This is a genomic window from Lacrimispora sp. YZC11, from assembly GCF_057543815.1.
Map to the genome: position 1 here is coordinate 14567 of NZ_BAAJYQ010000006.1, position 24642 is coordinate 39208.

Below are 24642 nucleotides of genomic sequence, written 5' to 3' on the forward strand. Positions count from 1 at the left end.
CCTCCTATTCTGTATTAATACTCCTAATACACTTAGTATAGCAAAGAACCTCTGATCTGTCAATCAGAGGTTCCATTTTTTTCTAAATCCTTCGGTCTTCAACAATCAGGATACGAATGGCATCTTCCACATTTCTCCAGTTAAATACGTACAAGGTGTATGAAGCATTGCCCCGTATATAGATATTAGAGGTTAAAATAATGCTTCCGCTATAAGCATCGCTGTTGGACACGGAAACCAAATAAAGGCCTGTTAAGACATATTGGAAACTGGTCACTTGCATATAATTCACATCAAGGAACGTTACCATTCCACCGTTCAGTACCACATGAACCTTACGGTTTGTTATGGATAAATTGCATACCCGGAAACAGCCTGTGTTAATGCCTCCATTGCAATACATATCCTCAATTTCCATCAGATCCAGTCCATAATCCGTATTGATGACCGCAACAGTGACTGCGCGGTCAACTTCTACCGTAATCTGCTTTTCAACATAAACATATCCACTCTGCCCACCTACGGTTATGGTCTGTCTCCCTGCAGAAACCCGGCCATACTGGCTCATTTCTCCGTTATCCAATCCGTTTACTACCAGCTGATTGCTTATATAAATTAAGAACGGATTATAGCCGGCTGCTGCATTTAAGAAACGGACAAGACCATTTTGATTTGTATCACAGAGATAGCATGGGATGATTGGTTTGGGAAATACCGAAATAATAGAGGTCCCGGCACCAACAGGGCCTGCATTCGTATTAGGGTAATCCGTAACGGGCTGTTCCTTTTCTAAATTGGGCGGAGGTGTGTTCTCATTATTTTCTTCTGACGGTTCCTCACCTGTTCTATCCGTATTATTTCCGTTTTCTTCATCTATTGGAAACCCGCCTTCTTCCGGTTCTGTCATCGGATTCGGCACCATATCCATATCATTCTGTGTAAAAGATAAAATTTCCATAGAAACCCTCTTTTTATGATAGTTTATATAGTAAGTTTATTCCCACACAAATGCCCAGTGCCTGTCTTGTTTTAAATGCTCTTGCCTTTTTGGGGAAAAGTATGTAAAACCATCAGAAGTGTGATCTTTTTATAACATCCCGTTCTATTCTTATAGTAAAAGATATAAAAATGTTATATAAATTAATAAATCAAAAAATAATATAAATTAATTCTAAATAAAGTTTATCTTGATATAAAATTACCATATATTTTATTAATTTTTTATGATAAAATGAATATGCATAGTACAAAAGAAAAGAAAGGTAACAAAAATTATGAATGAATATGTAGCAATGTGGAAAAATTATTTTAACTTCAGGGAACGTACAACAGTAAGGGGCTATTGGATGGCTGTATTGTTCAATGTCATCATTGCATTACTGTTGGGAGTGCTGAGTAACGTTTCGAATATATTCGGAACCCTATCTATGATTTATAGTATCGCGGGTCTGATTCCTGGCATCGCTCTTGGAGTACGGCGTCTCCACGATATTAACAAATCAGGGCTCTGGACATTTATTGCATTTGTTCCCATTGTAGGACCCATCCTTCTTATTGTATGGTATTGCTTTAAGAGCGTGGATGAAGGCAATCGTTTTGGTACAGAACAGATTTAATTACATATTTTAGGAAGCAATGCATTAAAAAGCGCTCCCCTGACAGATTTTTCTTCCTGTCAGAAGGAGCGTTTTTTACGCTTTCAAATCTCCATAAAACAGGCCCGGATGAAACCATCCGGGCCTGAACCTTATTACATGGAGATCAATTAATCATTACCGTATAGAGTAACCAGCTTCTTCAGGTATTCATACCGCTCTTTTGCATCTTCCTCATTCTTTGCAAATAATTCAGCTGCTCTCTCAGGATTCTTCATAGCTAAGGATGCATAACGAACCTCGCCCTTTAAGAATTCCTGATATCCTTCTAATGCAGGAGCCTTGCTGTCTAAAGTAAACTTCTTCTCAGCAGCAGGATTGTAGCGGAAGTTGTTCCAGTAACCGCACTCAACAGCCAGCTTCTCTTCTGTCTGAGCCTTGGACATGCCCTTCTTGATACCATGGCTGATACATGGAGCATAAGCGATGATCAGGGATGGTCCTGGATATGCCTCTGCCTCAGAGATTGCCTTAACAGTCTGTGCATAATCAGCGCCCATAGCGATCTGAGCTACATATACATAACCATAGCTCATAGCAATGCTTGCCAGGTCTTTCTTTCTTGTTTCCTTACCGCCAGCTGCGAACTGTGCTACAGCACCTGTCTTAGTAGCCTTTGAAGACTGTCCTCCGGTATTGGAGTAGATCTCTGTATCGAATACCATAACGTTAATATCTCTGCCGCTTGCAAGCACGTGGTCAACACCGCCGAAGCCGATATCATATGCCCAGCCGTCACCGCCGAATATCCACTGAGATTTCTTAGCCATGAAATCCTTGTCCTTAAGGATGGACTTACAGGTATCACACTCAATGCCCTCTAATGCTGTAACTAACTTATCGGTAGCGGAACCATTGGTTGAGCCTACTTCAAAGGTATCCAGATATTCCTTGCAGGCTGCCTTGATTTCATCAGGAGCCTTTTCGGAATTCATAATCTCTTCAACCTTAGCTTTTAAGCCTCCTCTGATGGCGCTCTGAGCCAGCATCATACCGTAACCGAACTCAGCATTGTCCTCAAATAAGGAGTTTGCCCATGCAGGACCCTGTCCTTTGGCATTAACGGTATAAGGTGTGGATGGAGAAGAGTTGCCCCAGATAGAGGTACATCCGGTTGCGTTTGCAATATACATTCTGTCACCGAATAACTGGGTGATCAGTTTTGCGTAAGGTGTCTCGCCACAGCCTGCACATGCTCCTGAGAACTCAAGAAGAGGTTTCTTGAACTGGCTGCCCTTAACGGTATTTTCTTTAAATTTGTCGATAACTTCCTGCTTGATAGGAAGGGTCTGACCGAAATCATATACTTTCTGCTTCTCTTCGCAGTTTTCTTCCATATTGACCATAACAAGAGCCTTCTCGCCCTTCTTTCCAGGACATACGTTTGCACAAGAACCGCAGCCTGTACAGTCAAATGCGGATACGGTCACAGCAAACTGGTATCCTGGCATGCCTGTCATCGGAAGAGTCTTCATCTCCTCAGGCTTTCTTGCTGCCTCTTCCTCTGTCAGAGCCACAGAACGGATAACAGCATGAGGACATACATAGGAACAGAAGTTACACTGGATACAGTTTTCCGGAACCCAGCCAGGAATGGAAACTGCAATACCGCGCTTCTCGTATGCGGAAGAGCCGGATGGTGTGGAACCATTGACATAATCGCTGAATGCGGATACAGGCAGGGAATTTCCTTCCTGTGCGTTTACCTTGGACTGAATGTTATTAACGAAATCAACAACATCCTTTCTGCCATCCTTGATAAACTTGTAATCAAGGCCTTCATCATCGCAGTTTTTCCAGCTATCAGGAACGTCTACCTTAACAACGCCCTTTGCGCCTGCATCGATGGCTGCCCAGTTCTTCATAACGATTTCTTCGCCCTTACGTCCGTAGGTTGCCTTTGCAGCTGCCTTCATCAGTTCGTTTGCTTTTTCGGAAGGAATGATTCCGGTCAGCTCGAAGAATGCGGACTGAAGGATGGTATTGATACGTGTCTGGCCCATGCCGGTCTCAATACCGATCTTCACACCGTCGATGGTGTAGAACTTGATGTTGTGGTCAGCGATGAACTTCTTTACCTGTCCTGGTAAATGCTTATCAAGACCAGCTGCATCCCATGGACAGTTCAATAAGAAGATTCCGCCGTCAACAAGTTCCTGAACCATGTTGTACTTACGGATATAAGCCGGATTATGGCATGCCACAAAGTTAGCCTGACGGATCAGATAAGTGGATTTAATCGGCTTGTGTCCGAAACGTAAGTGAGACATGGTAACGCCGCCGGACTTCTTGGAGTCATAATCAAAGTAAGCCTGAGCGTACATATCTGTGTTGTCACCGATGATCTTGATAGAGTTCTTGTTGGCACCTACAGTACCATCTGCACCAAGACCCCAGAACTTACAGTTTGAAGTTCCTTCCGGAGTTGTAACGATTGGCGTGCCTGTTTCAAGAGAGAGATGGGTCACATCATCCACAATACCGATGGTAAATGGAGTCTTCTCCTTGTTGTTATAAACAGCAACGATCTGAGTCGGTGTGGTGTCCTTGGAACCTAAGCCATAACGTCCGGTTAAGATCTTTACCTGATCGAACTTTGTTCCCTTAAGAGCTGCAACAATGTCAAGGTATAAAGGCTCGCCTAAGGAACCTGGCTCTTTTGTTCTGTCTAATACGGAAATAGTCTTAACTGTATCCGGGATAGCTTCAATGAAAGCTTCTGCAGAGAACGGACGGAATAAGCGGACCTTTATCACGCCTACCTTGTTTCCTGATGCCAGCAGATAGTCAAGAGTTTCCTCAATGGTATCGTTTACAGAACCCATGGAAATGATTACATGCTCCGCATCAGCGGCTCCATAATAGTTGAATAATTTATAATCAGTTCCGATCTTTGCATTAACCTTGTCCATGTATTTCTGAACAATTGCAGGCAGAGCATCATAATATGGGTTGCAGGCCTCTCTTGCCTGGAAGAAGATGTCAGGGTTCTGAGCGGAACCTCTTAATTCCGGATGGTTTGGATTTAAGGCACGATGACGGAATTCGTCAATGGCATCCATACTTACCATCTCTTTTAAATCTTCATAATCCCAGGTCTCGATCTTCTGGATCTCGTGGGATGTACGGAAACCGTCGAAGAAGTTGATAAATGGTACTTTACCCTCGAGTGCTGCCATATGAGCAACCGGAGTCAAGTCCATAACTTCCTGTACGCTGGATTCGCATAACATAGCGCAGCCTGTCTGGCGGCATGCGTATACGTCAGAGTGGTCACCAAAGATAGATAAAGCATGGCTGGCAACTGCACGTGCGGATACGTGGATTACACCTGGTAACTGCTCGCCTGCGATTTTATAAAGGTTCGGGATCATAAGTAAAAGACCCTGAGAAGCTGTATAAGTGGTGGTCAGCGCACCTGCTGCTAAGGAACCGTGTACTGCACCTGCTGCACCTGCCTCAGACTGCATCTCTGTAATCTGTACTCTCTGACCAAAGATATTGGTTCTTCCGTCTGTCGCCCATTCATCTGTAGCCTCAGCCATAGGTGAAGATGGGGTAATCGGATAGATAGCCGCTACATCAGTAAATGCGTATGACGCATGAGCTGCTGCATGGTTACCATCCATGGTTTTCATTTTTCTTGCCATTCTTGATTTCCTCCTGCAAATGTGTATAATGTATAAATTGGTTCCCGTATAGGGAAAGTGACCTGACATTATTATAACAATTATTCAACAAATTGCAAATAATAAAACAGGAAATTTAAGTATTATTTTCAAAACAATCCGATAAAAAGGGACTGGAACGAATAATCTGTCCAGTCCTGTCTGTTTTTGTTCTGTTTTTAGCTAAAAGGGTTGGGAGGAATAACATTCTGGTCTCCCTCACCGGGCCCTGCTTCTGTGGAAGAAGACGGTCCCTGAGACTGGGTTTCCGTGGTTCCAGGTTTTTCACCCGGTCCCTGAGGCTCGCCGATATTCCCGTTCGTCTCATTATTGTGAGGTGCGGTTGTTTCTGTATTTCCCTGGGAACCTGCCCCACTGCTCTCAGCGGCGGAGCTTGCCGGATCAGTCGCCGGAATGACTACTCCTGATTTGTTCCGCTTGATGGTTGCCGGTTTTCCCCGGTACGTACTGTTATGGAAAAACTCATCGCTTACCACAACACCATTCTTTTTGGTAACCAGATTGGTCACCCAGCGGCTTCCCTTGGTCTCCGCCTTAACGATCTTTTCCTCCGTAGGCTGAAGCGTCTGGTCTTCCTCGTAGACTGGCGCCGGAGCATCTAACTCCGCCGTTTTCTTCGATGTCATGGATAATGTGACGCCCTCTTCCAGAATCGGAATCCCCACAATGGAGATCTTAAGCTTCCGGTCGGCAAAACTGCTCCTGATGGCTACTGCAGTGGAAGAATTATTGATAAACTTCATGTCGGGTCCGCCGTAGCTGACCATAGCATCCTCACCTGGTGTTACATAAGAAGGCTCGTAGCTGTGGGCATGGCGCTCAGTCGTCGTAAGACCTGCAAACACCACCGCATTATATAACGTAGAGGACACCTGGCATACGCCTCCTCCGGGTTCTTCAATCAATTCTCCGTTCAGATATGCGCCTGCCGGACGGTAACCCTTTGCCGGGGAACGCTCCCCTGTGGCTTTATTAAAGGAGAATTCTTCTCCCGGCTGCAGAATCAGGCCGTTTAAGGCGTTAGAAGCCAGTTCAATATTTTTATTCCTGGCACTATTAGCCGTAGTAGTAGTTGAATAAGTACCTGTGACCTTATACATTTCCTTTGCCTGGGCCTCGGTTATCTTAGGAGCAACCTCCTTACCTTCCGCTGGAATAGCCGCCTGGAAATCCTTGGCCTTAAGCTGGGTTAAAATGTCCGACGCCAGCTTATCCTGATTAATCACAACTCCGTTTTTCTCTCCGGAATATACAAATTTACCGGTATTATTGTCAAATCCTGATATAGAACCGTTCTTGGCCGCAACATCCCATTTTCCTGCGATGGCTTTTACCTCAGCCTGAACCTCCTCATCCAATCCGTCAAATTCAAGGGTATAGCTTTCCTTTGGTTCCCCTGAATATATCTCTTCAAGCACGGAGTCTATCTTTTTGTCCAGCAGATTCTTAAGTTCGTACTGCTCTTCATGATAGGTGACATTCATCCCCCACGGGTACTTCTTTTCAATGGCAGCCCGGGCCTCTTCCCTGGACATGCCGGTGATGGTGATTCCATCCACCTTAACTTCTTTCCGTAATTCCGTCTCTGAAACGGTTGTGGTATTTACCTCCGTCTCTTTTGCCTTACGGCCTCCAATAAGCTTAACCGCCGCCATAACACAGATAAAAGCAGCAACAGCCAGAATGATCGCCAGAAGTATCTTTGTGATGTTATACTGAGGTCCTTTTTTTCTTTTCTTTCCCCGCCTTTGCTGATAGGAGCTGCCCGTTCTGTAAGCCTGTCCAGTCCTGCGGCCATTTTCCGTTGCATTTTTGCCGCTTCCATTCCGGGAAGAATAGGTTCTTCCCCCATCTTTTTGTCTGTTATCTATTTGATTCATTTACTTCACCTTTTTACATGATTTTGTAGCTTTACATTGAGTAGTATACCATACTTTGTGGGAAATGCTATTACGATTTTATGAATTTTCTTAATTATTTTTCGCCCTTATTCTACATTTTACAGAATGAAAAAAACATGTTACTATAGTGTTACTAAACTATTTCATTTTGGAGGTTTTTATGAAATTTGTCGATTTGCATGTTCATTCCAATGCTTCGGATGGCACATTCACTCCCTCTGAAGTGGTGGCTCTTGCCGCAGAAAAAGGCCTTGCGGCCATTGCACTGACCGATCACGATACCATTGACGGGCTTTCGGAAGCACAGGCTGCTGCTGCCGGACTTCCTATTGAAATCATTCCCGGAATTGAACTCTCCTGTGTGTACCAGGGAGAAGAAATTCACATCCTGGGGATTTATGTCGATCCCACGGACCTGGATTTTATCTCTGAAACGGATGCTCTTAAAGAAATTCGAAAAAAAAGGAATGAGGAAATGATACGCCGCTTCCAAAATGCCGGTATTTCCATCACATTAGATGAGGTAATGGCAGGAAATCCTGACACTGTCATAACCCGTGCCCATTTTGCAAGGGTTCTTCTCGAAAAGGGCTATGTAAAAAACATGGACCAGGCATTTAAAAAATATCTGGACTATAGCGGTCCTTACTGCCCACGCAAAGAAGAAATCACCCCGGAGCACGCCATGAAAATCCTCGCCGGATGCAAGGCTTCCCCTGTTTTGGCCCATCCATACCAGTATCACCTGGGAGATAAAAGGACGGAGGAACTGGTCTGCTATTTAAAGGATCTTGGGCTTCACGGCCTGGAGGTCTACCACTCTTCCAACAATCAGTATGAAAGCGGCAAATTAAGAAAACTAGCCAGGCAATACGATCTTTTTCCCACAGGCGGCTCTGATTTTCATGGAAGCAACAAGCCTGATATCGGCTTAGGCGTTGGACGGGGAGGCCTACGGGTAACTGCGCTTCTTCTGGACGATATTAAAAGGATACGGCGGGAGAAGGGCCTTTGACCCTTTCCCTCCGGCTTCTATCAGCCGATTTTTCCCTCATCCATAAAACGGGCAAGCTCTATTGCGTAATATGTAATAAGGATATCCGCTCCTGCACGGTATATACTCACCGCCGACTCGCATACGATCTTTTCTTCCTCAATAAAACCGGCTTTGGAAGCCGCTTTTATCATGGCATACTCCCCGCTTACGCTGTAGGCGGCTACAGGAAGGTCGTGGCGGTCAGCCACCTCCCTTATGATATCAAGATAAGAAAGGGCAGGTTTAATCATCACGATGTCGGCTCCTTCCGCCACATCTAACTCCACTTCCTTTAAAGCCTCTTTCCTGTTATGGTAATCCATCTGATAGCTTTTCCGGTCTCCAAAAGCCGGTGCAGACCCGGCAGCCTCCCTGAAAGGTCCGTAAAATGCAGAGGCATATTTGGCAGAGTAAGCCATAATCGGCACATTCACAAAGCCTGCCTCATCAAGGGCCTGCCTCATGGAGCCGATCCTTCCATCCATCATGTCGGAAGGGGCAACCATATGGACTCCAGCTTTTACATGGGAAAGGGCAATCATATTCAAATATTCCAGGGTCCTGTCATTATCCACAGATTCTCCATCCAGGATCCCGCAGTGACCGTGGGATGTATATTCACACATGCACACATCCGTAACAATGTATACCAAAGGATAATGTTCCCTGATAAAACGGATGGCGCGCTGTACGATTCCTTCTTCATCATAAGCCTGGCTTCCGCAAGCATCTTTATGGGCAGGGATTCCAAACAACAGGACTTTTTCCACACCAGCCTTAACAAGCTGGTCCATAATCTGTGGGAGCCGGTCCACGCTGTAGCGGTATTGGCCTTCCATGGAAGGGATTTCTTCCACAGTTCCTTCTCCCTCCACCACAAACAGCGGATAAATAAGGGATTCCTTTGAAACTCTGGTTTCCCGTACCATTTTTCTTAAAGTATCTGATGTTCTTAATCTTCTAGGTCTGTATAACAAATCCATATCCAATCCCTCCATTTTATTTCTTCAAGCTATTATACACCCTCTCAAAGAAGATTCAAGTAATTCTTGCAGCAATGGAAAAGTTTGCTTATAATAGTATCCATATAAAATGAAACAGAAACGAGGTACGCTTTATGGAAGAATTCTATCAGGCAATTGAGGAAGCCATCCGCATGACCGGCTATAAAGGCCCGGTGGACGGGGAAGAAATTTACGACGAGATCAACGACGAAATTGAGGGCAAGGAACCGGGAGCCTATGTATTTATGTCTAAGAAAACGGATGACACTTTTTTTGAATATAAAATTCAGATTTTCGAAGACCAGTTTAATTTAAGCGCCATTGACATCCACACGCCTGATCAGGTTTATCACGCAGATTTTGATTAAGGCTGCTCCTTGGAAAGCCATAAGTCCGTCAGGGAATGTATCACATTTCCTCTGCAGCCTGTGGTTGTTTTTGCCATGGCAAGAGAATTGAGTATTGCTTCCTCCGTCGCTTCTGCCGCGGCCGTAAAGGCCGCCTCCAGGGCGCTTTCTTTTAGAACGCGGACGGTCAGCAGTTCTTTTTCCGCCTGTTCCGGTATCCGGTTTGCCGTGGTAAAACCGATCATGATATCCCCGCTTCCGTGCCCCATATAGGAGCCAGTTCTGGAAAGCCCTACTCCTGCCCTCTTTATAATTCTCTTTAGCTGGCGGTCTGATACAGGAAGATCCGTGGCTATGACCGTCATAATGGAGCCTCTGTCCAGAACCTGAGGCACCGTTATCCGGGCAATTTCCTTTCCAACAGCCCTTCCGCCCACCATTAAGTTTTCCGTGCTTCCGAAATTCGACTGTACCATTACTCCCAGGGTATAGGTCTCTCCTCCTATTTTAAACCGTCTGGAGGCTGACCCGATTCCTCCCTTCAAGCCATAGCATACGGTGCCGCAGCCGGCCCCAACGGCCCCCTCTTCAAAATCAGGCGAAGCATCCGCTACAGCTGCCTTCACTTCTTCCAGCCCCACAACCCTTTCGCTGATGTTATTTAAGACCGAATCATTGCATTCTCCCACAACAGGATTGACGGAAGCCAGCTCTGTTCCATCCTGCCTGCACTGCTCAAGCATCAAATCCACCAGGGCATCATGAACCTTCCCTACGTTTAACGTGTTGGTGAGGGCGATAGGCGTTTCCAGGGTTCCCAGCTCTTCCACCTGAATTAAGCCCTGGCTTTTGCCAAAACCATTATGAATATAAGCTGCTGCTACCAGCTTTTGCCGGAAGGGATTGTCCTTGCAGGGTATGATAACAGTAACTCCTGTTTTGTGATCCCTGGTATCAATTGTGGTATGCCCCACCAGAACCCCTTCCACATCGGTGATTTTATTAAGGGGACCCGGAGTCAGTCTTCCCGTGATAATGCCATATTCCCGTATCCTCTTCATGATCCTACCCTCCCTTTTTATATTTATGTTTCTATTATACATAAAAAATTGTGGTTTGACTTCATTTTCTGGTTGTTTCCATATTGTACCAAAGAAAAAACACTGCTATAATGAGGATGTAGGAATAGACAATCATTTCACGGACACTCCAAAGGAGGAATTCACATGAAAATTCAAAATATCACTGATGTAGAAAAATTTTTCAAAGTAATCGAGCAGTGCAAAGGCACTGTTGAGCTGGTTTCCAATGAAGGAGACCGGATCAACTTAAAGTCCAAATTAAGCCAGTACCTTTCCATGGCCACCATTTTTTCTAACGGCAGCATCATCAATGAGTTAGAGCTGGTTGCCCATGATCCGGAAGATGTGGAAAGACTTATTAAATACATGTATCAGGGTGAATAACAAAAAGAGGGATTTCAATAATCCCTCTTTTTTTATTGCGTACTATTATGTTTTGTTTTGGGCCGTCTCTTCTTTTCCAGCCTTTCGTTTACGATTCCCCGAAGGATAGCATACACCACGGAACAGAGAGGAATAAACACCAGCATTCCCACAATTCCCATGGCGCTGCCGCCAATGGTGACTGCAACCAGGACCCATATAGAAGGAAGTCCCACAGAGCTTCCCACTACATGAGGATAGATAAAGTTTCCTTCCACCTGCTGAAGCACAAAAAATATGATTAAGAAAATAACTGCATCAAGAGGCTTTACCATCAGCATCAAAAATGCCCCGATGGCACAGCCGATAAATGCCCCGAACATTGGTATCAAAGCTGTAAACGCGATCAAAACTCCGATGAGGAGTCCATATGGAAGGCGGAAAACCGACAGGGTCAAAAAGAACATGCTCCCAAGGATGACTGCTTCCAGGCATTGTCCCGCAAGGAAATGAGAAAAGGTATCAGAAACCAGCGTTAAAACCTCAAGCGTCCGCAAGGTTATTTCTTCCGGAAGAAAAGCCCTCATCAGCTTTTGAATCTGACGTGACAGAGTCTCCTTCTGAAGAAGAATATAAATGGCAAAAACCAGGGCAATGATAAAGGTAGTCATCCCGCTTATAATAGAAAGGGCGGCTGAGAAGGTTGAAGAAAGTACTGTCCCCGCTCCTTCGGATAAAAATCCAACCACCTTTTCCAAAAAGGATTTCCAGTCAATCTGAATGCCGCTGATATAATCTGCGATTTCAGGGTTCTGGGCAAACAGCCTCTCCGCTTCTTCCTTTAGGCCTGTAAGAAACGCCGGAATGCTGTTTTGCAGGCTCAAAACCGTTTCAAAAAGCTGAGGCATCACCACAAAAATAACGAGCAGCAGGACTCCGATTACAAACACCAGGGTAAGACAAAGGCTTAATGGCCTGCGGATTCTGCTCTCTTCCTTTACCGGAAGCAATTGCTCGATTCTGCGCATCGGCACATTGAGGATAAAAGCCATGACACCTCCCAGAAGAAAGGGCGAGATAAATCCCATCAGCTTCATGGCCAAGGCAAACAGGCTACGGTAATTCCAGCCTGCTACCACCACGATTACGGCGAATACGATCAGGCCCCGAATTTTTTTTATTGTACTGTCATTGATTTCCATCATTCTCTCCTTTTATGACTTATCCTCAAAAGCTTTTCTGATATCTTCCGGCAAAGCCTGAAAAGTGCCCTGGGCCATAAGGGCGCTTCCGCCTCCCCGGCCGTTCAGCCTTTCATTCAATGCTTTGCTGAGTGCTCTCATGTCCTCCCGGCCGCTTCCAAGGGCATATTGAAAGACGCCCTCGTCTCCGGAACACACCATAACAACGCTCCCCTTCTTTCCTTCATAAAGCATCGTGCAAAACTGCCTCAGCTGCACCGGAGTTAAGTCACGTTCAAATACCAGAAGAGGAGCATCTAGTTCCGGATAATCTCCGGTCTTTCTCTCAAGGAGCTCCTTGGAAAGCTGGCCGATCCTTCCATCCTTTTTCAGCCCTTCTTCTTTCAATCTGTCTACGGCCTCCAGGAGACGATCCGGTTTTGCCGACAACAGGACAGAAATGCCAGACACTGCCTTCTGTTTTTTGCGGTAATCTTGAAGAGCCATCCCTCCGCACAGCATGGTTACCCGGACACCGCCCTTATAATGAATCAGCCCAGTCACTTTCAGAATGCCGATTTCTCCTGCAGTCATAACGTGGGTTCCGCAGCATGCACACACATCACCTCCCGGAAATTCAATCAGCCGGACTTGTCCGGTCAATTCCTTTTTGCTCCGGTAATCAATGTCGGTAAGCTCCTCCTTTGACGGATAAGATTCCAAAACCGGGATATTCCGCCAGATGAGTTCATTGACTTCCGTCTCTGCCGCCTCGATCTGCTCCTGGGTCAGTATCCCGTTAAAATCAACCGTCACCTCATCCTTTCCCATGTGAAACCCTACATTATCAAGTCCATAATTCTTATGTACGATTCCAGACAATAAGTGCTCTCCGGAATGATTCTGCATGTTGCAGAACCTTCTCTCCCAGTCTAAGATTCCAGTCACCCTGCTGCCCGCCTTTAGGGGCTTATCCGTAATATGGACAATACCTTCCGGCCTCTCCCTTACATCAAGGACCACCGCTTCTCCCAAAGTTCCTATATCAGCCGGCTGGCCACCGCCCTCCGGGTAAAAGGCTGACCGGTCTAAAAGCACTTCGAAAAGGCTGTCTTTTCCCTGACTGCAATCGGTTACTATCGCTTCAAATATTTTTACATAAGGTCTGTCATAATATAATTTTTCCATCTTTTGCCCCTCATTTCTCTATTGTACTAATTATACACAACAATTGGATAAGTTCAATCATAACAATTCTAAAATTTTAAGAAAAATTGGAAACAGTGGCAAGCTGACATTCATACACTTACATTGTAAACAAATTATTTGGAGGAACCAATATGAGTGATCTGGCAGCAACTAACTGTGGATGCGGATGCGATTGCAACAACGGAGGCAACAACGGATGTGGCTTCAATCTGATTTGGATTATCCTTATCCTGTGCTTCTGCGGCGGCGGAAACGGCGGCTGCGGTGGCGGTTGCGGTGGCAATTGTGGCGGTGGTTGCGGCGGCTTTGGCGGAAATGATGGATGTAGTTGGATTTGGATCATCATTCTTCTGTGCTGCTGTGGCGGCGGCGGCTTTGGCGGAAATAACTTCTGCTAAGCGAAACATAAAACAAGGCCCGATCTTTTCACAGATCGGGCCTTGTTTTTATTTATGAACGGCTCTGGCCGTTATCTTTTCCAGGCCTTTGAAAAGAGTTCTGGCCACTTACTCCCTTTATGGAGCCCCTGTTCTGTTTCCTCTTCATACATTCTTCATCAATTTCATATACTGCATTTCCATCTATGATTAATCGGCTTTTCATATCTAAATCACTCTCCTGTAATACTAATATATGCAGACGCATATATTGTCAACAAGAAAAGTAAGGAATCTTATGCCATGAACAACGAGCAAGATATACGCGCAAATGATCTGGACTCTCTTATCGGCGATAATCATCTTCAGATGATGAAGGCTGCTCTGCCTTATATGGATGTTTCCCAACAGCGTTTTATGTCCTACTTCGTCAAAGTAAACGAGCTGCGCCGCACCATTAATCTTTTCGAAGAAGGAGAAGTAGCTGCCATGGGACTTAGTTCCCCAAGGGAAAGAGACCGGTCCAACAACTCACTTGAAATGCTGAATACCATAAAGGCTTTTGCGAATCCGTCAGAACAGGATCTCATTGACCTTATTATCAACTTCTCTCAGGGCCTTAGGATGGCTAACTCCTACCCTGACCCAAGCCCGGTACCAAGTTCCACTATTCCAGTCCAGGCCCAGTCCCAATCCGAAACACCTCCAAACAAACCAACGGGTAACCAACGGCAGCAGAATAATAATAATAATAATAATAATAATAATAATAATAATAATAACCCCTTTGGACGTATGCCTCTGGACCAGCTCAAGAATTTCATGCCGCCGGACCAGCAGTCCCGGTTTGAAACCATGCAACTTATGATGTCCGCCATGCAGCAGATGAATTAATCCATGTTCCTCCCCTGGCTCCCTTACCATATCTCATAGAAAGGAAGAAAAATAATCTATGAACTTCAACTGGAAACAAGACCCCAGACTAAGAAATATGAATCCGCAAAAGCTCTCCTTGCTGACTGAATTTGTAAAACGGGTAGAATCCACCCCAAAAGACCAGCTTGTTCCAACGCTTTTAAACTTAAATGCGGAAGCAAGCCAAAAAGGCATTCAGTTTAATGATGAAGAAACCGACCTTCTCATCTCCATTATGAGCGCCAACATGGGACCAAACGAGCGGAAACGAATAGATACCATGCGGATGCTTTCCAAAAATTTTATGAAGCGCAATACAAAATAAGAATAAGGACATTATGGGCGATTCCAATGGGGATCTGCCATAATGTCCTTATTCTGCACAGGCAGCGAGCCAAACAAACCTGCTTGCATGTATAGTTGGCTACTGCTGCGGCAACTGCAAGAAACTCGCATAACGTGTTTCTTGCAGCTTACCTCTCAGATAACAATTATTTGCACACGATATTTACAATTTTTCCAGGAACATAGATTTCCTTAACAATGGTTCCTGTTATCTTATCCGGGATTAAAGCCTTTCCTGCTTCAATGGCTTCTTCCTTTGATACATTTACAGGAAGCTTTGCCACTGCTCTGGTCTTACCGTTTACCTGGACTGCAACCTCGATCTCGTCATCCTTCATGGCCTCTTCATCGCATTCCGGCCACTGTGCATGGAATACGGAAGTCACGCCGCCAAGCTGCTGCCACAGTTCTTCGCCGATATGAGGAGCAAAAGGAGCAACTAAAACCACAAAGGCCTTTAATGTCTCTTTGTCTATGCCTCCGGTCTTTTTAGCCAGGTCGATCAACTTATTATTATATTCCATGAATCCGGAAATTACCGTATTTAAGTTAAACTGGTTGAAACGCTGTTCAATATCAAAAATCAGTTTGCTGCGCAGACGAAGCATTTCCCTGGTAGCTTCCACATTCTTATCGCTGCTTTCTTTTACCAGATTCCAGAAGCGGTGTAAGAAACGGCTGACGCCTTCGATTCCCCTGTCATCCCACTCTGCATCCAGCTCCGGCGGCCCTACAAAGAGCTCATACATACGGAGGGCATCACAGCCATAGTCACGTACCAAATCATCAGGAGATACCACATTTCCCTTTGACTTGCTCATCTTGATTCCATTCTTTCCGTTGATCATACCCTGATTAAACAGCTTGGTAAAGGGCTCATCAAAGTCCACCACACCGATGTCGTTTAAGAACTTGGTGTAAAAACGGGAATACAAAAGATGAAGCACGGCATGCTCCACGCCGCCGATATACATATCCACCGGAAGATATTTTTTCGCTTTTTCCTTGGATACCAGCTCGTTTTCGTTGTGACTGTCCACATAGCGGAGAAAATACCAGGAGGAACCGGCCCACTGAGGCATGGTGTTGGTCTCTCTCTTAGCAGGAGCGCCGCACACCGGGCATGTGGTATTCACCCATTCTTCAATATCTGCCAGAGGAGATTCTCCCGTGCCGGTAGGCTGGTAGCTTTCTACCTCCGGAAGGGTGAGAGGAAGCTGGTCTTCCGGTACCGGGACATTGCCGCAGTGAGGACAGTGGATGATGGGAATAGGCTCTCCCCAGTAGCGCTGTCTGGAGAATACCCAGTCACGAAGCTTAAAGTTTACGGTTTTCTTTCCAAGGCCCCGGGACTCGATCATTACAGGAGCCTCTTTTTTAAGGATGGAGGATTCCATTCCGTTCCACTCACCGGAATTGATCATGATTCCGCTGGCATCGGTATAGGCTTCCGTCATGTTTTCGATTTCCTTGCCGTCCTTTGAGATAACCTGGACAATCGGAATGTTGAACTTCGTTGCAAACTCAAAATCCCTGTCATCATGGGCTGGCACGCACATGATGGCGCCGGTACCGTAATCAGCAAGCACATAATCGGAAAGCCAGATGGGAACCTTGGCACCGCTTAAGGGATTTACCGCATAGCTGCCGGTAAATACGCCGGTCTTTTCCTTATCCTGAAGGCGGTCCACGTTTGACTTCATGGAAGCATCGTAGATATATTTCTCAACCGCTTCTTTATTTTCCGGGGTAGCGAGGCCAGCGGCAAGAGCGTGTTCCGGCGCAAGCACCATAAAGGTAGCCCCGTATAAGGTATCAGGTCTGGTGGTATAAACCGTGATGCTCTCCTCTATTCCGTCTACCTTAAAATCAACCTCAGCTCCATAGGATTTCCCGATCCATTCTGACTGCATTTTCTTGACCTTATCCGGCCAGTCAAGCTTATCCAGATCATTTAACAGACGGTCTGCGTATGCTGTGATTTTTAACATCCACTGCCTTAAGTTTTTCTTTGTAACTCCGGTTCCGCAGCGCTCACAGCAGCCGTTTACCACTTCTTCGTTTGCAAGTCCTGTCTTACAGGATGGGCACCAGTTGATAGGGAACTCCTTCTCATAGGCCAGGCCCTTTTTAAACATCTGAACAAAAATCCACTGGGTCCATTTGTAAAATCCGGGATCCGTGGTGTTAACCTCCATATCCCAGTCATAGACGGCTGCAATCTCATTGATCTGACGCTTGATGTTCGCCACGTTCTCCGCTGTGGATTTTGCCGGATGAACTCCCATCTTGATGGCGTAATTCTCTGCCGGAAGGCCGAAGGCATCCCATCCCATGGGATGAATCACATAATGACCCTTTAAAATCTGATATCTGCTCCACACATCGGAGATTACATAGCCTCTCCAGTGGCCTACATGAAGGCCGCTTCCTGACGGATATGGGAACATATCCAGACAGTAGTATTTCTCTTTCTTCCCATCGTCAACATTGATGGGGTTCTTTGCCCAGTTTTCACGCCACTTTTTCTCAATGGCGCTGTGGTTGTAGGATGCTGCCATAACAAAATTTCCTCCTTTTGCGAAAGGGATTCTCCCTGTTTTAAATGTCCGCGTACAAAGGCCGTAAGAGCACATAAAAAATGCGCCTCAGACCGTTTATACGGCCATAGAGACGCAGGATCTACCGCGTGGTACCACTCTATTTCATACAAGATTCGTATGCTCTCACTGGATATGGAAAAACATATCCGCCCGCTCTAACGGTCGGGACACCGGCAATGCTTACACAGAAAGCTTAGCTTCCTTCAGCATGCTACTCAAAGGCCAGTTCGGCTGCCATCCCCAACCGGCTTCCACCACCCGCCGGCTCTCTGCATGTTTCAGACAGATTACTATTCCTAATCACAGTATTTTTGCTAACTACAAATGTAACATAATTGACGAATTGTGTCAACCGTATTTTAAGAAATACCAGAGCGCTCCCCCCTATTGTATGGATTCCATATAATGCCTGTAAAGCTTTTTGTCATTTATATCCGGTTATCTTCACCCTATGACGGAACGGTTTTATAATTACTATTGTCTTACCTTTTCATTTAACCGGACGAAATGACGAAGGTCACAGCCGAAAGAAGGAAAAACAAGATCATTCCAAGGTTAAAAAAAAGTACCTTAAATGCTCCTTTGCCCCAGGTCTCCATAGGCCCCGGATAAAATACCAGCTTTCTTTGATTGATAATAAACAAAATGGTTCCCGCAAAAACTGCTCCAAGCATAAATATGGAATAGCCCACGGTAAGCAGCGGATCGTCTCCAATATGCAGGGCCACAATAGAGCCAAGAAAATTGATGATCATGTGAAAAATTATGGTATAGCGAAGCTTTCCTGTCTGAATATAAATATAGGCAAACACCATACCGATCCCAAAGGCATAAAAGAACTGGTAGAAATTTCCGTGGCTTAAGCCAAAGACAACACTGGATACCAGGATTGCCGCCTTATCTCCATACAACCGGATCCGGTCAATCAGGACCTTACGAAACAGTATTTCTTCGCAAACAGGGGCTAAAACCACCATAGTGACAAAAATCGACCAGGTGTTTAAGCCTTTCATCACTTCCTCTACCGGGTTGACCATGGGCTTTCCCAAAAGTGCACAGACAATGCTCATGAGACCCTGTCCCATAAGGTTTCCAAAAAACAAGGCGCTTATACAGACCAGGAATCCGGAAACAAGCATTCCTGCCCCGGCTTTCTTTGCCCTGGGCCTGCAAAAAACCGGCATATCCTTTACAATAAGGCAGGCAATGACTCCCCCAACCAGATAATTAGCCAGGGAAACAAATATCATGTACCAGTTTCCAAAGGTTATTTCCATTCCGAACCGGGACAGTGCAATAGCAATGACTCCTAACTCAAGCTGTATCACTATCGTTACAAGAAGGAATGCCCCATATCCGATTCCCACTCTTGAAAACGCCTTCCATGCATTTCTTCTGTCTTCCACTATTTCCATACCTCCTGCCAGTAGGTATCAGTTTATCACAAATCAGAAAAAAGCGCAATTATTCCGGGTCTGGCAGCCTGCCGGAAATCACGGTAAATCCAGGCATGTTCCGGATCGGCGTTACTAAAATCAGATTTTCCAGGTACGTTTCCGCAATATCATTTGACCGTAACGGATCATGTATACATTTGATCGCCTTGCCTCATCTCTCTTCCCTGATTGCCGCCTCTCCCCGTATGGGCCGCTCCAGCATAAAGGAAGCGCTCGCCAGGCGAGGAAACGATTTAAGCGAAGGAAAGCTGCGTTCCATTTTAAAGGAGCTTTCCGACGAAGGCCTCATTAAAATCAACCGCACCAGAGGAGGATGCGAGATCACAGAGCTGGGGATGACAGTGCTTTAAATGTTATTTTAAACCGGATCCGGGCTATGCATGATATTTCAGTTTTGTATCCACCAGAAAGTCAATGCCCAGCCCATCCGGTTCTCTTCTTATTTCTTTGTTTTCACGGTCAAACAAGTCCGGATATTTGGATACCAGGGGCCATTCCTTGCTGACCAATCGGTTCAGATGATGGTTTAAAACTCCGTGAAGCCGTTCAGAATCCTTTGCAAGGATGGCATCCACCATTTCTCTGTGCTGCTTTACAACCCCAGATTCAATTCCGGAGTCCGCCATGGCCAACATCCGGATTCTTCTGTAATGGCCGGAGTTGGCAGCCAGAATATCATTGCAGTATCCCTTGTTGGCTCCATCGTAGAAGATGGAATGAAAATACATATCCTCTGCCAGAAACGACCGGATATCTTTCTTTTTTTCAAGCTGCTCCTGTCTGTCTAAAGACATCTCCAATGCGGTGATCGCTTTTAAATTGCATACTGCCATAAATTCCAACATCACATTTTCTTCCACGCAAATCCTTAAAAACCGCTCATTGCGGACCTTATCATAATCAATCTTGGATATCATGGTCCCGCGCTGGGGAAGAAATGTAATGAGCCCCTCCTTGGAAAGGCTGATTAATGCATCCCTGACCGGAGTTCTTCCAACCTCATAAGACTCGCTTATGTCCTTGATACTGAATATCATTCCAGGACGCAGCTTTAAATCCAGTATATCGGATCTCAATACATCATAAATGGTATCTTCCTGGTTGTTTTCTGTGCCGCCCATGAATGCCTCCTGTTAATAACTTAATACTTCCCTGTACATCTTCAGGGCTTCGTTTGAATTATAATTATAATACAAAAGTATATCAAGCGCAAATGGTGAATAAAGAAATCCATTTATTTTCTTGGAAAAATACATGCCGGCAATCTCGGATAGCGCCCTAACGGTTGATTCACTCTTGTAGCCGAATAGTTTCCACAGAACCACCTTTTCCCTTCTGGTATAGATCCCCTCCTCCTCTTCCTCAAGGAAATGAAAAATCTCATGTCCCAGGATCAGCCTTTCAATCTGTTCCATCGTCAGCAGACCTTCCGGCAGCCCACATTTAGCTGCCAGCTCTATGGGTTCCTTCATGATCTGTATCCGGTCAGGAGGTGTAAAAAGGGCAAATAACACCCGGTCTGCTATCTGCCCACTGTCCGCATACTCCACGTTTAACTTCAATTTTCCTGCCAGTTCCCAGGGATCCCAGGTTCCCAGACTGCTCATGACTTTATCTGCCATTTCATATCCGCAGCAGATTGCATGTTCAATCATCCTCTTTTTTTCTGCTTCGCTGACCTTGTCGCGCAGGATGTCCCTGGAGAATGCATACATTCCCCAGGACAGATCATTCACCTGCGCCAAGCTTTCTGCCATTTCCCGCAATATCATTTCAGACATATCAATCTCCAAACATTTAATTCTGTTTTACGTTGGCTCCTACAATCATAATTTCTTCATCCGGCTCTAGAGATGATACCTCCAGATCAATCAGCAATTCCAACTGTTCAAAATCCTGGGCCGCAAAATCCGTGACTCGGGCACCCATACAAATGTAATAGTCCGGCCTTATAATCAGGTCCGTCTGGTAAACTGCCATATCATCCCAAAGCTGCTTTAAGGCTTCTAAGCAATCTGCCGCTTTTACCTTCCGGCACATACCTCTTCCTCTCTGCACCTTAATAAAGCCCTTTTTATCAACAATACGTATGGCACCGGGAGACTCGTCCTCCATATTTTCCCCATAGATATAGAAGTAATCCGAACTTGCCAGAAGCTTTGTTTCCTTATCTGCAATCCGCATATCCTGGGCTGCCAGATGCCTGGCTTCCGATTCATCGCATTCCTTTAAAAGATCCGCAGTCTTAACCTCTGTGGATCCGGTTGCAATCGCCGTTACCTTGGAGGTCTGAGAATCAATCTCAATGTGGATTTCTACCGATTCCGCCGTTGCTCCGGATTCAATCGCTTTGTTTAAAGCCTCATTCTTAATGGCGCGGATATCGTCCTTGGATGGAGAGGGTATAATCCGTTCCACCACATCCCGCACCATGGAAAGAGCAACGCCAATGGAGGAAATGACCTCCGCATTTTCCGGTATGGAATATTTGACACCCATCTTTTCGCTGAAATATATAATCAGGGAGGCAGCTCCTCCGCCTACGCCCACCAGGGAAATCTGATCCTTTTCCAGCTTATATTTCTCGGCCAGCTCCAGTATGACCGGTTCAATTTTTGCATAGGCCTTTTCCATGATCTGTTTCGCAATATCTTCTGCTGTGGTACCGCAGTAATCAGCCAGAGCCTTCATAGCCTTTCTGGCGGCTTCCACATTTCCATAAGAAAAATGCTCCGGCTTTACCAGTCCAAGCACATTAGCCGCGCAGGAATTGGTAAGAGTAACCACAGAACCGTCCTCCATCCGGATCCGGACATAATCGGCAGGATCACCAGGTTTGGGGGAGAAGAACTCCACCTTTGGCCCTTTGATTTTAACCGGATCCGTAAACACGGAATAATCAAGTCCTGCAATATGGGCGGAACGGGGACCTACATCCAGAACGCCTTGTTTATTCGCCCGTACCATGGACCCTCCGGCCACGCCGAGAACCCGTACATCAAGAGAGGAGATATAGGTAGGATGACCGCCAACAATGGAATAATCAATGGCAGGACGGCCGTTTTTGATGACACCGATGTTGGTGGTGGTTCCTCCCACCTCAAAATAAACGCCGTTGGATGCACGAAGATACATGAGAGAACCCATAACGGAGGCAGCAGGCCCTGACAGCATGGTCAGTACGGGGCGCTTTTTCATTTCAGAGATTTCCATCACCCCACCATCGCCTCTCATAATCATAAGCGGTACATAAACCCCGGCCTCTCTTACGGAGTCCTCCGTAGAATTGGCAGTATCCAGCATCTTTGGAAGGATGGAGGCATTGATGGCAGCGGTTCTTGTCCGTCTGGTGAGCCCGTAAAGCTTGGTAATGTCAGAAGCCATGGTAGTGGGAACACCTCTTTCGCTGGCCGCCTCGTAAACCTCCTGCTCCGGTCCGCCGTCGTCTACGCCAAAAGCCATGGAAGAAACAAATACCTCTGCCCCTGCTTTCTGCATCTCGCCGATGGTTTTTTCCACTACGGACTTCTCCAGTTTTTTAATATTCAAAAATTCATTGATAATTTTAATCTTCTTTTGATTTCCCAGGTCAATATCCGCAAGTCTGGTCTGTTTTTTAGCAAGGATTCCTTCCAGGCCGCCCTTTGCCATGCCGATAACGCCCACAGCAGCCACGTCACCCTCGATCAGCGCATTGGTGGCCTGTGTTGTAGAATGGGCGACGAATACTACATCTTCCGGACTGATTTGATTTTCGTGCATACAATTCTGAAAGGACTTAACCACTCCTGCCGCAACACCTCTGGGATCGTCATGGGTTGTCTTCACTGAGGACTTCCCAATAATTTCATGGGTGGCATTATCAATTGCAACCGCCTTTGTATGAGTACCTCCCACATCAATGCCCATTCTTACTGATCTTTTCATTAATATGACCGTTCCTTTCTAAAGAGGGAACTGGCAGCATTCCCTGCCAGTTCCGTATTTATTTCATATTTTAACCTCATCAAGTAGGGTCGCGGATTGCGAATATCCGGTTGACTTACATTAAACCACCGTAAAGGACAAACGCAAGGATGCAGCAGATGAAACCGACGATCCACCCTGTGGGTATGGACATTTTCATATAATCTTTCGTCGAAACCTTTGTATAGCCGAAGCCCCAGGCTACCCAGGACTGGGTGATGTCCAGATGCTGCGGTGCAATGGTCGTTATGGCAAACAGAGGGTATAAAAATGCAACCGGTGCGTTCGGAAGCGCAGCAATGACAACTGCCAGAATTGCGGTTCCGCATCCAACAAGGTTCAAAGGACCTCTAAAGAAGCCCAGAGGAGTCAGGATTGCAAAAATAAGGGCAAGGACAAGAGCACTCCTTGGAACAAAGCCTCCCAAAATAGCAGTAAAATACGGTGCGGCATATGCGGCAGCGTTGTTGAACATGGACAGCGTAAGCAAGAAGCCGATCATAGGAGCAACATCAATGGAACCATCGGTAAACAGCTTGGCAAAAAGCCGGCAGATATCGGAGTAGGTTCCTTTCAGCTTTCCTGTAGTGATAAGTGCGTAAATACCTGCGAGGCAGAATCCCAGGATGATCGGGATCTGAAAGACTACAACACCCAGAACCGGAAGAATTACGGAAATCCAGGAAATGGCCGGAGCATTGTCACTTACAGTAAAAGATTTTGCCGCCCAGGCATGAGCCGCTTTTTTGCTCATGGATAAGTTGGCTACGATCAGTACCACCACCAGCGCAACGACCATACAGATAACACCCATCTGGAAATAATCATTGTAAGTATAGTTTTCCGCAGCTGGGTTAAATCCTGCATAAATAGTCTGATACTGCTTGAAGTTAACAATATTACCAAAGATACCGGCCATAATGGATCCCATAAAGCTGAACATGGCAATAGGCGCCGGTACGCCGAGTGACAGCATGATGGGAAGCACGATAACCGCAATGGAGATTACAGGTCCGATTCCTGTCATGGACATAAAGATAATTGCTGTAACAATACATAACAATCCCATGGTGATCCTCGGCTTGTCTCCGCCCAGCTCAACAACCTTACGGATAAGTGTTGATGCAATTCCCGTATCCACCAGAACTCTGCCGAAGAACGCTCCAAAGAATACGTTGACCAGAATTGATTTTGCATACCCGGCCGGACCGTCCGCATATACATAGGTCAGCACATCAATAAACGACTTGCCTTCCATAGCGGAATTGGGTGAAATGGAATTTCCCACCAACGCAAGCGCTGTCCAGAAAGTTGCCATGACTGCAAATCCCACCATGAGGTTCAGCCCTTTTACACAATACCACACCATGCCTAAGAAAGACAGAATCATGATAATCCCGATGATAACATTGACGTTCATATGAACCCTCCTTTAAATAATAAAGTTTATAGAAACCTGCAGAAAGCCCCTTAAGCTTTCCGCCACCCTTTAAGCGGCAGTAAATCACCGTT

At 45.8% G+C, this 24642-nt stretch carries 22 protein-coding genes and 1 other annotated feature; of the genes, 8 read left to right on the forward strand and 14 right to left on the reverse strand.

Annotation, left to right across the window (positions count from 1 at the left end):
* Window positions 1-82: 82 nt before the first annotated feature.
* The gene (locus AC27IJ_RS06325) at window positions 83-958 is read right to left on the reverse strand and encodes a DUF4397 domain-containing protein (RefSeq protein WP_312448392.1); all 876 of its coding nucleotides are present in this window, start codon (window positions 956-958) and stop codon (window positions 83-85) included.
* A 316-nt stretch (window positions 959-1274) separates the two neighbouring features.
* Here AC27IJ_RS06325 and AC27IJ_RS06330 point away from each other — a divergent pair, with 316 nt between their 5' ends.
* Window positions 1275-1616 carry a DUF805 domain-containing protein gene (locus AC27IJ_RS06330; protein WP_313260672.1) on the forward strand — a complete coding sequence of 114 codons (342 nt, stop codon included), beginning with the start codon at window positions 1275-1277 and terminating at the stop codon, window positions 1614-1616.
* 149 nt (window positions 1617-1765) lie between these two features.
* Here AC27IJ_RS06330 and nifJ read toward each other — a convergent pair whose 3' ends face one another.
* Together nifJ and AC27IJ_RS06340 are read right to left on the reverse strand one after the other, a co-directional pair.
* A complete protein-coding gene (nifJ, locus tag AC27IJ_RS06335; RefSeq protein WP_312448396.1) occupies window positions 1766-5305 on the reverse strand; it encodes a pyruvate:ferredoxin (flavodoxin) oxidoreductase in 3540 nt (1179 codons plus the stop codon).
* A gap of 197 nt (window positions 5306-5502) precedes the next feature.
* A complete protein-coding gene (locus AC27IJ_RS06340; RefSeq protein ID WP_312448398.1) occupies window positions 5503-7224 on the reverse strand; it encodes a VanW family protein in 1722 nt (573 codons plus the stop codon).
* Window positions 7225-7405: 181 nt separating this feature from the next.
* Between AC27IJ_RS06340 and AC27IJ_RS06345 the strand changes: the two genes are divergently transcribed.
* Window positions 7406-8260, forward strand: a complete 855-nt coding sequence (locus AC27IJ_RS06345) for a PHP domain-containing protein (RefSeq protein WP_312448400.1) — start codon at window positions 7406-7408, stop codon at window positions 8258-8260.
* Window positions 8261-8280: 20 nt separating this feature from the next.
* Here AC27IJ_RS06345 and hemB read toward each other — a convergent pair whose 3' ends face one another.
* Complete coding sequence (gene hemB / locus AC27IJ_RS06350) at window positions 8281-9264, reverse strand: porphobilinogen synthase (RefSeq protein WP_312501078.1); 984 nt, start codon at window positions 9262-9264, stop codon at window positions 8281-8283.
* A 134-nt stretch (window positions 9265-9398) separates the two neighbouring features.
* Here hemB and AC27IJ_RS06355 point away from each other — a divergent pair, with 134 nt between their 5' ends.
* Entirely contained in the window at window positions 9399-9653 is a 255-nt protein-coding gene (locus tag AC27IJ_RS06355; RefSeq protein ID WP_312448402.1) for a hypothetical protein, read from the forward strand.
* On the opposite strand, the gene AC27IJ_RS06360 is transcribed toward AC27IJ_RS06355, so the two are convergent.
* A complete protein-coding gene (locus AC27IJ_RS06360; RefSeq protein ID WP_312501080.1) occupies window positions 9650-10693 on the reverse strand; it encodes a P1 family peptidase in 1044 nt (347 codons plus the stop codon). The two genes, AC27IJ_RS06355 and AC27IJ_RS06360, sit on opposite strands and share 4 nt — an antisense overlap.
* Before the next feature lie 165 nt (window positions 10694-10858).
* On the opposite strand from AC27IJ_RS06360, the gene AC27IJ_RS06365 reads away from it, so the two are divergent.
* Complete coding sequence (locus AC27IJ_RS06365; protein WP_312448406.1) at window positions 10859-11098, forward strand: polya polymerase; 240 nt, start codon at window positions 10859-10861, stop codon at window positions 11096-11098.
* A gap of 32 nt (window positions 11099-11130) precedes the next feature.
* Here AC27IJ_RS06365 and AC27IJ_RS06370 read toward each other — a convergent pair whose 3' ends face one another.
* A complete protein-coding gene (locus AC27IJ_RS06370; RefSeq protein WP_312448425.1) occupies window positions 11131-12279 on the reverse strand; it encodes an AI-2E family transporter in 1149 nt (382 codons plus the stop codon).
* Between the two features lie 12 nt (window positions 12280-12291).
* Entirely contained in the window at window positions 12292-13446 is a 1155-nt protein-coding gene (locus AC27IJ_RS06375) for an alanyl-tRNA editing protein (protein ID WP_487148068.1), read from the reverse strand.
* A 152-nt stretch (window positions 13447-13598) separates the two neighbouring features.
* Here AC27IJ_RS06375 and AC27IJ_RS06380 point away from each other — a divergent pair, with 152 nt between their 5' ends.
* The gene (locus tag AC27IJ_RS06380) at window positions 13599-13865 is read left to right on the forward strand and encodes a hypothetical protein (protein WP_312448410.1); all 267 of its coding nucleotides are present in this window, start codon (window positions 13599-13601) and stop codon (window positions 13863-13865) included.
* A gap of 52 nt (window positions 13866-13917) precedes the next feature.
* Here AC27IJ_RS06380 and AC27IJ_RS06385 read toward each other — a convergent pair whose 3' ends face one another.
* A complete protein-coding gene (locus AC27IJ_RS06385; protein ID WP_312448411.1) occupies window positions 13918-14070 on the reverse strand; it encodes a hypothetical protein in 153 nt (50 codons plus the stop codon).
* Window positions 14071-14147: 77 nt separating this feature from the next.
* Here AC27IJ_RS06385 and AC27IJ_RS06390 point away from each other — a divergent pair, with 77 nt between their 5' ends.
* A complete protein-coding gene (locus tag AC27IJ_RS06390) occupies window positions 14148-14738 on the forward strand; it encodes a hypothetical protein (RefSeq protein ID WP_487148070.1) in 591 nt (196 codons plus the stop codon).
* 58 nt (window positions 14739-14796) lie between these two features.
* The gene (locus AC27IJ_RS06395; protein ID WP_312448415.1) at window positions 14797-15084 is read left to right on the forward strand and encodes a hypothetical protein; all 288 of its coding nucleotides are present in this window, start codon (window positions 14797-14799) and stop codon (window positions 15082-15084) included.
* A 166-nt stretch (window positions 15085-15250) separates the two neighbouring features.
* Here AC27IJ_RS06395 and leuS read toward each other — a convergent pair whose 3' ends face one another.
* Together leuS and AC27IJ_RS06405 are read right to left on the reverse strand one after the other, a co-directional pair.
* Window positions 15251-17665, reverse strand: a complete 2415-nt coding sequence (gene leuS / locus AC27IJ_RS06400) for a leucine--tRNA ligase (RefSeq protein ID WP_312448417.1) — start codon at window positions 17663-17665, stop codon at window positions 15251-15253.
* A gap of 105 nt (window positions 17666-17770) precedes the next feature.
* Window positions 17771-18020, reverse strand: a binding site (T-box leader).
* A gap of 181 nt (window positions 18021-18201) precedes the next feature.
* On the reverse strand, window positions 18202-19113 hold the full coding sequence (locus AC27IJ_RS06405) for a CPBP family intramembrane glutamic endopeptidase (RefSeq protein ID WP_487148073.1): 912 nt from the start codon (window positions 19111-19113) through the stop codon (window positions 18202-18204).
* 188 nt (window positions 19114-19301) lie between these two features.
* Between AC27IJ_RS06405 and AC27IJ_RS06410 the strand changes: the two genes are divergently transcribed.
* Window positions 19302-19514 (forward strand): winged-helix domain-containing protein, encoded by a 213-nt coding sequence (locus tag AC27IJ_RS06410; RefSeq protein ID WP_313258411.1) that lies wholly within the window; start codon window positions 19302-19304, stop codon window positions 19512-19514.
* 24 nt (window positions 19515-19538) lie between these two features.
* Here the strand turns inward: AC27IJ_RS06410 and AC27IJ_RS06415 are convergent, their stop codons facing one another.
* The 4 genes from AC27IJ_RS06415 to AC27IJ_RS06430 all read right to left on the reverse strand — a co-directional run bounded on the left by AC27IJ_RS06415 (window position 19539) and on the right by AC27IJ_RS06430 (window position 24550).
* On the reverse strand, window positions 19539-20285 hold the full coding sequence (locus tag AC27IJ_RS06415) for a GntR family transcriptional regulator (protein WP_312501090.1): 747 nt from the start codon (window positions 20283-20285) through the stop codon (window positions 19539-19541).
* A 12-nt stretch (window positions 20286-20297) separates the two neighbouring features.
* Window positions 20298-20945 (reverse strand): hypothetical protein, encoded by a 648-nt coding sequence (locus AC27IJ_RS06420; protein ID WP_487148076.1) that lies wholly within the window; start codon window positions 20943-20945, stop codon window positions 20298-20300.
* Window positions 20946-20961: 16 nt separating this feature from the next.
* Window positions 20962-23091: a hydantoinase/oxoprolinase family protein gene (locus AC27IJ_RS06425; protein WP_312448063.1), complete on the reverse strand. Its 2130-nt coding sequence runs from the start codon at window positions 23089-23091 to the stop codon at window positions 20962-20964.
* A gap of 115 nt (window positions 23092-23206) precedes the next feature.
* Window positions 23207-24550, reverse strand: a complete 1344-nt coding sequence (locus AC27IJ_RS06430) for a citrate transporter (RefSeq protein ID WP_487148078.1) — start codon at window positions 24548-24550, stop codon at window positions 23207-23209.
* Window positions 24551-24642: the final 92 nt, after the last annotated feature.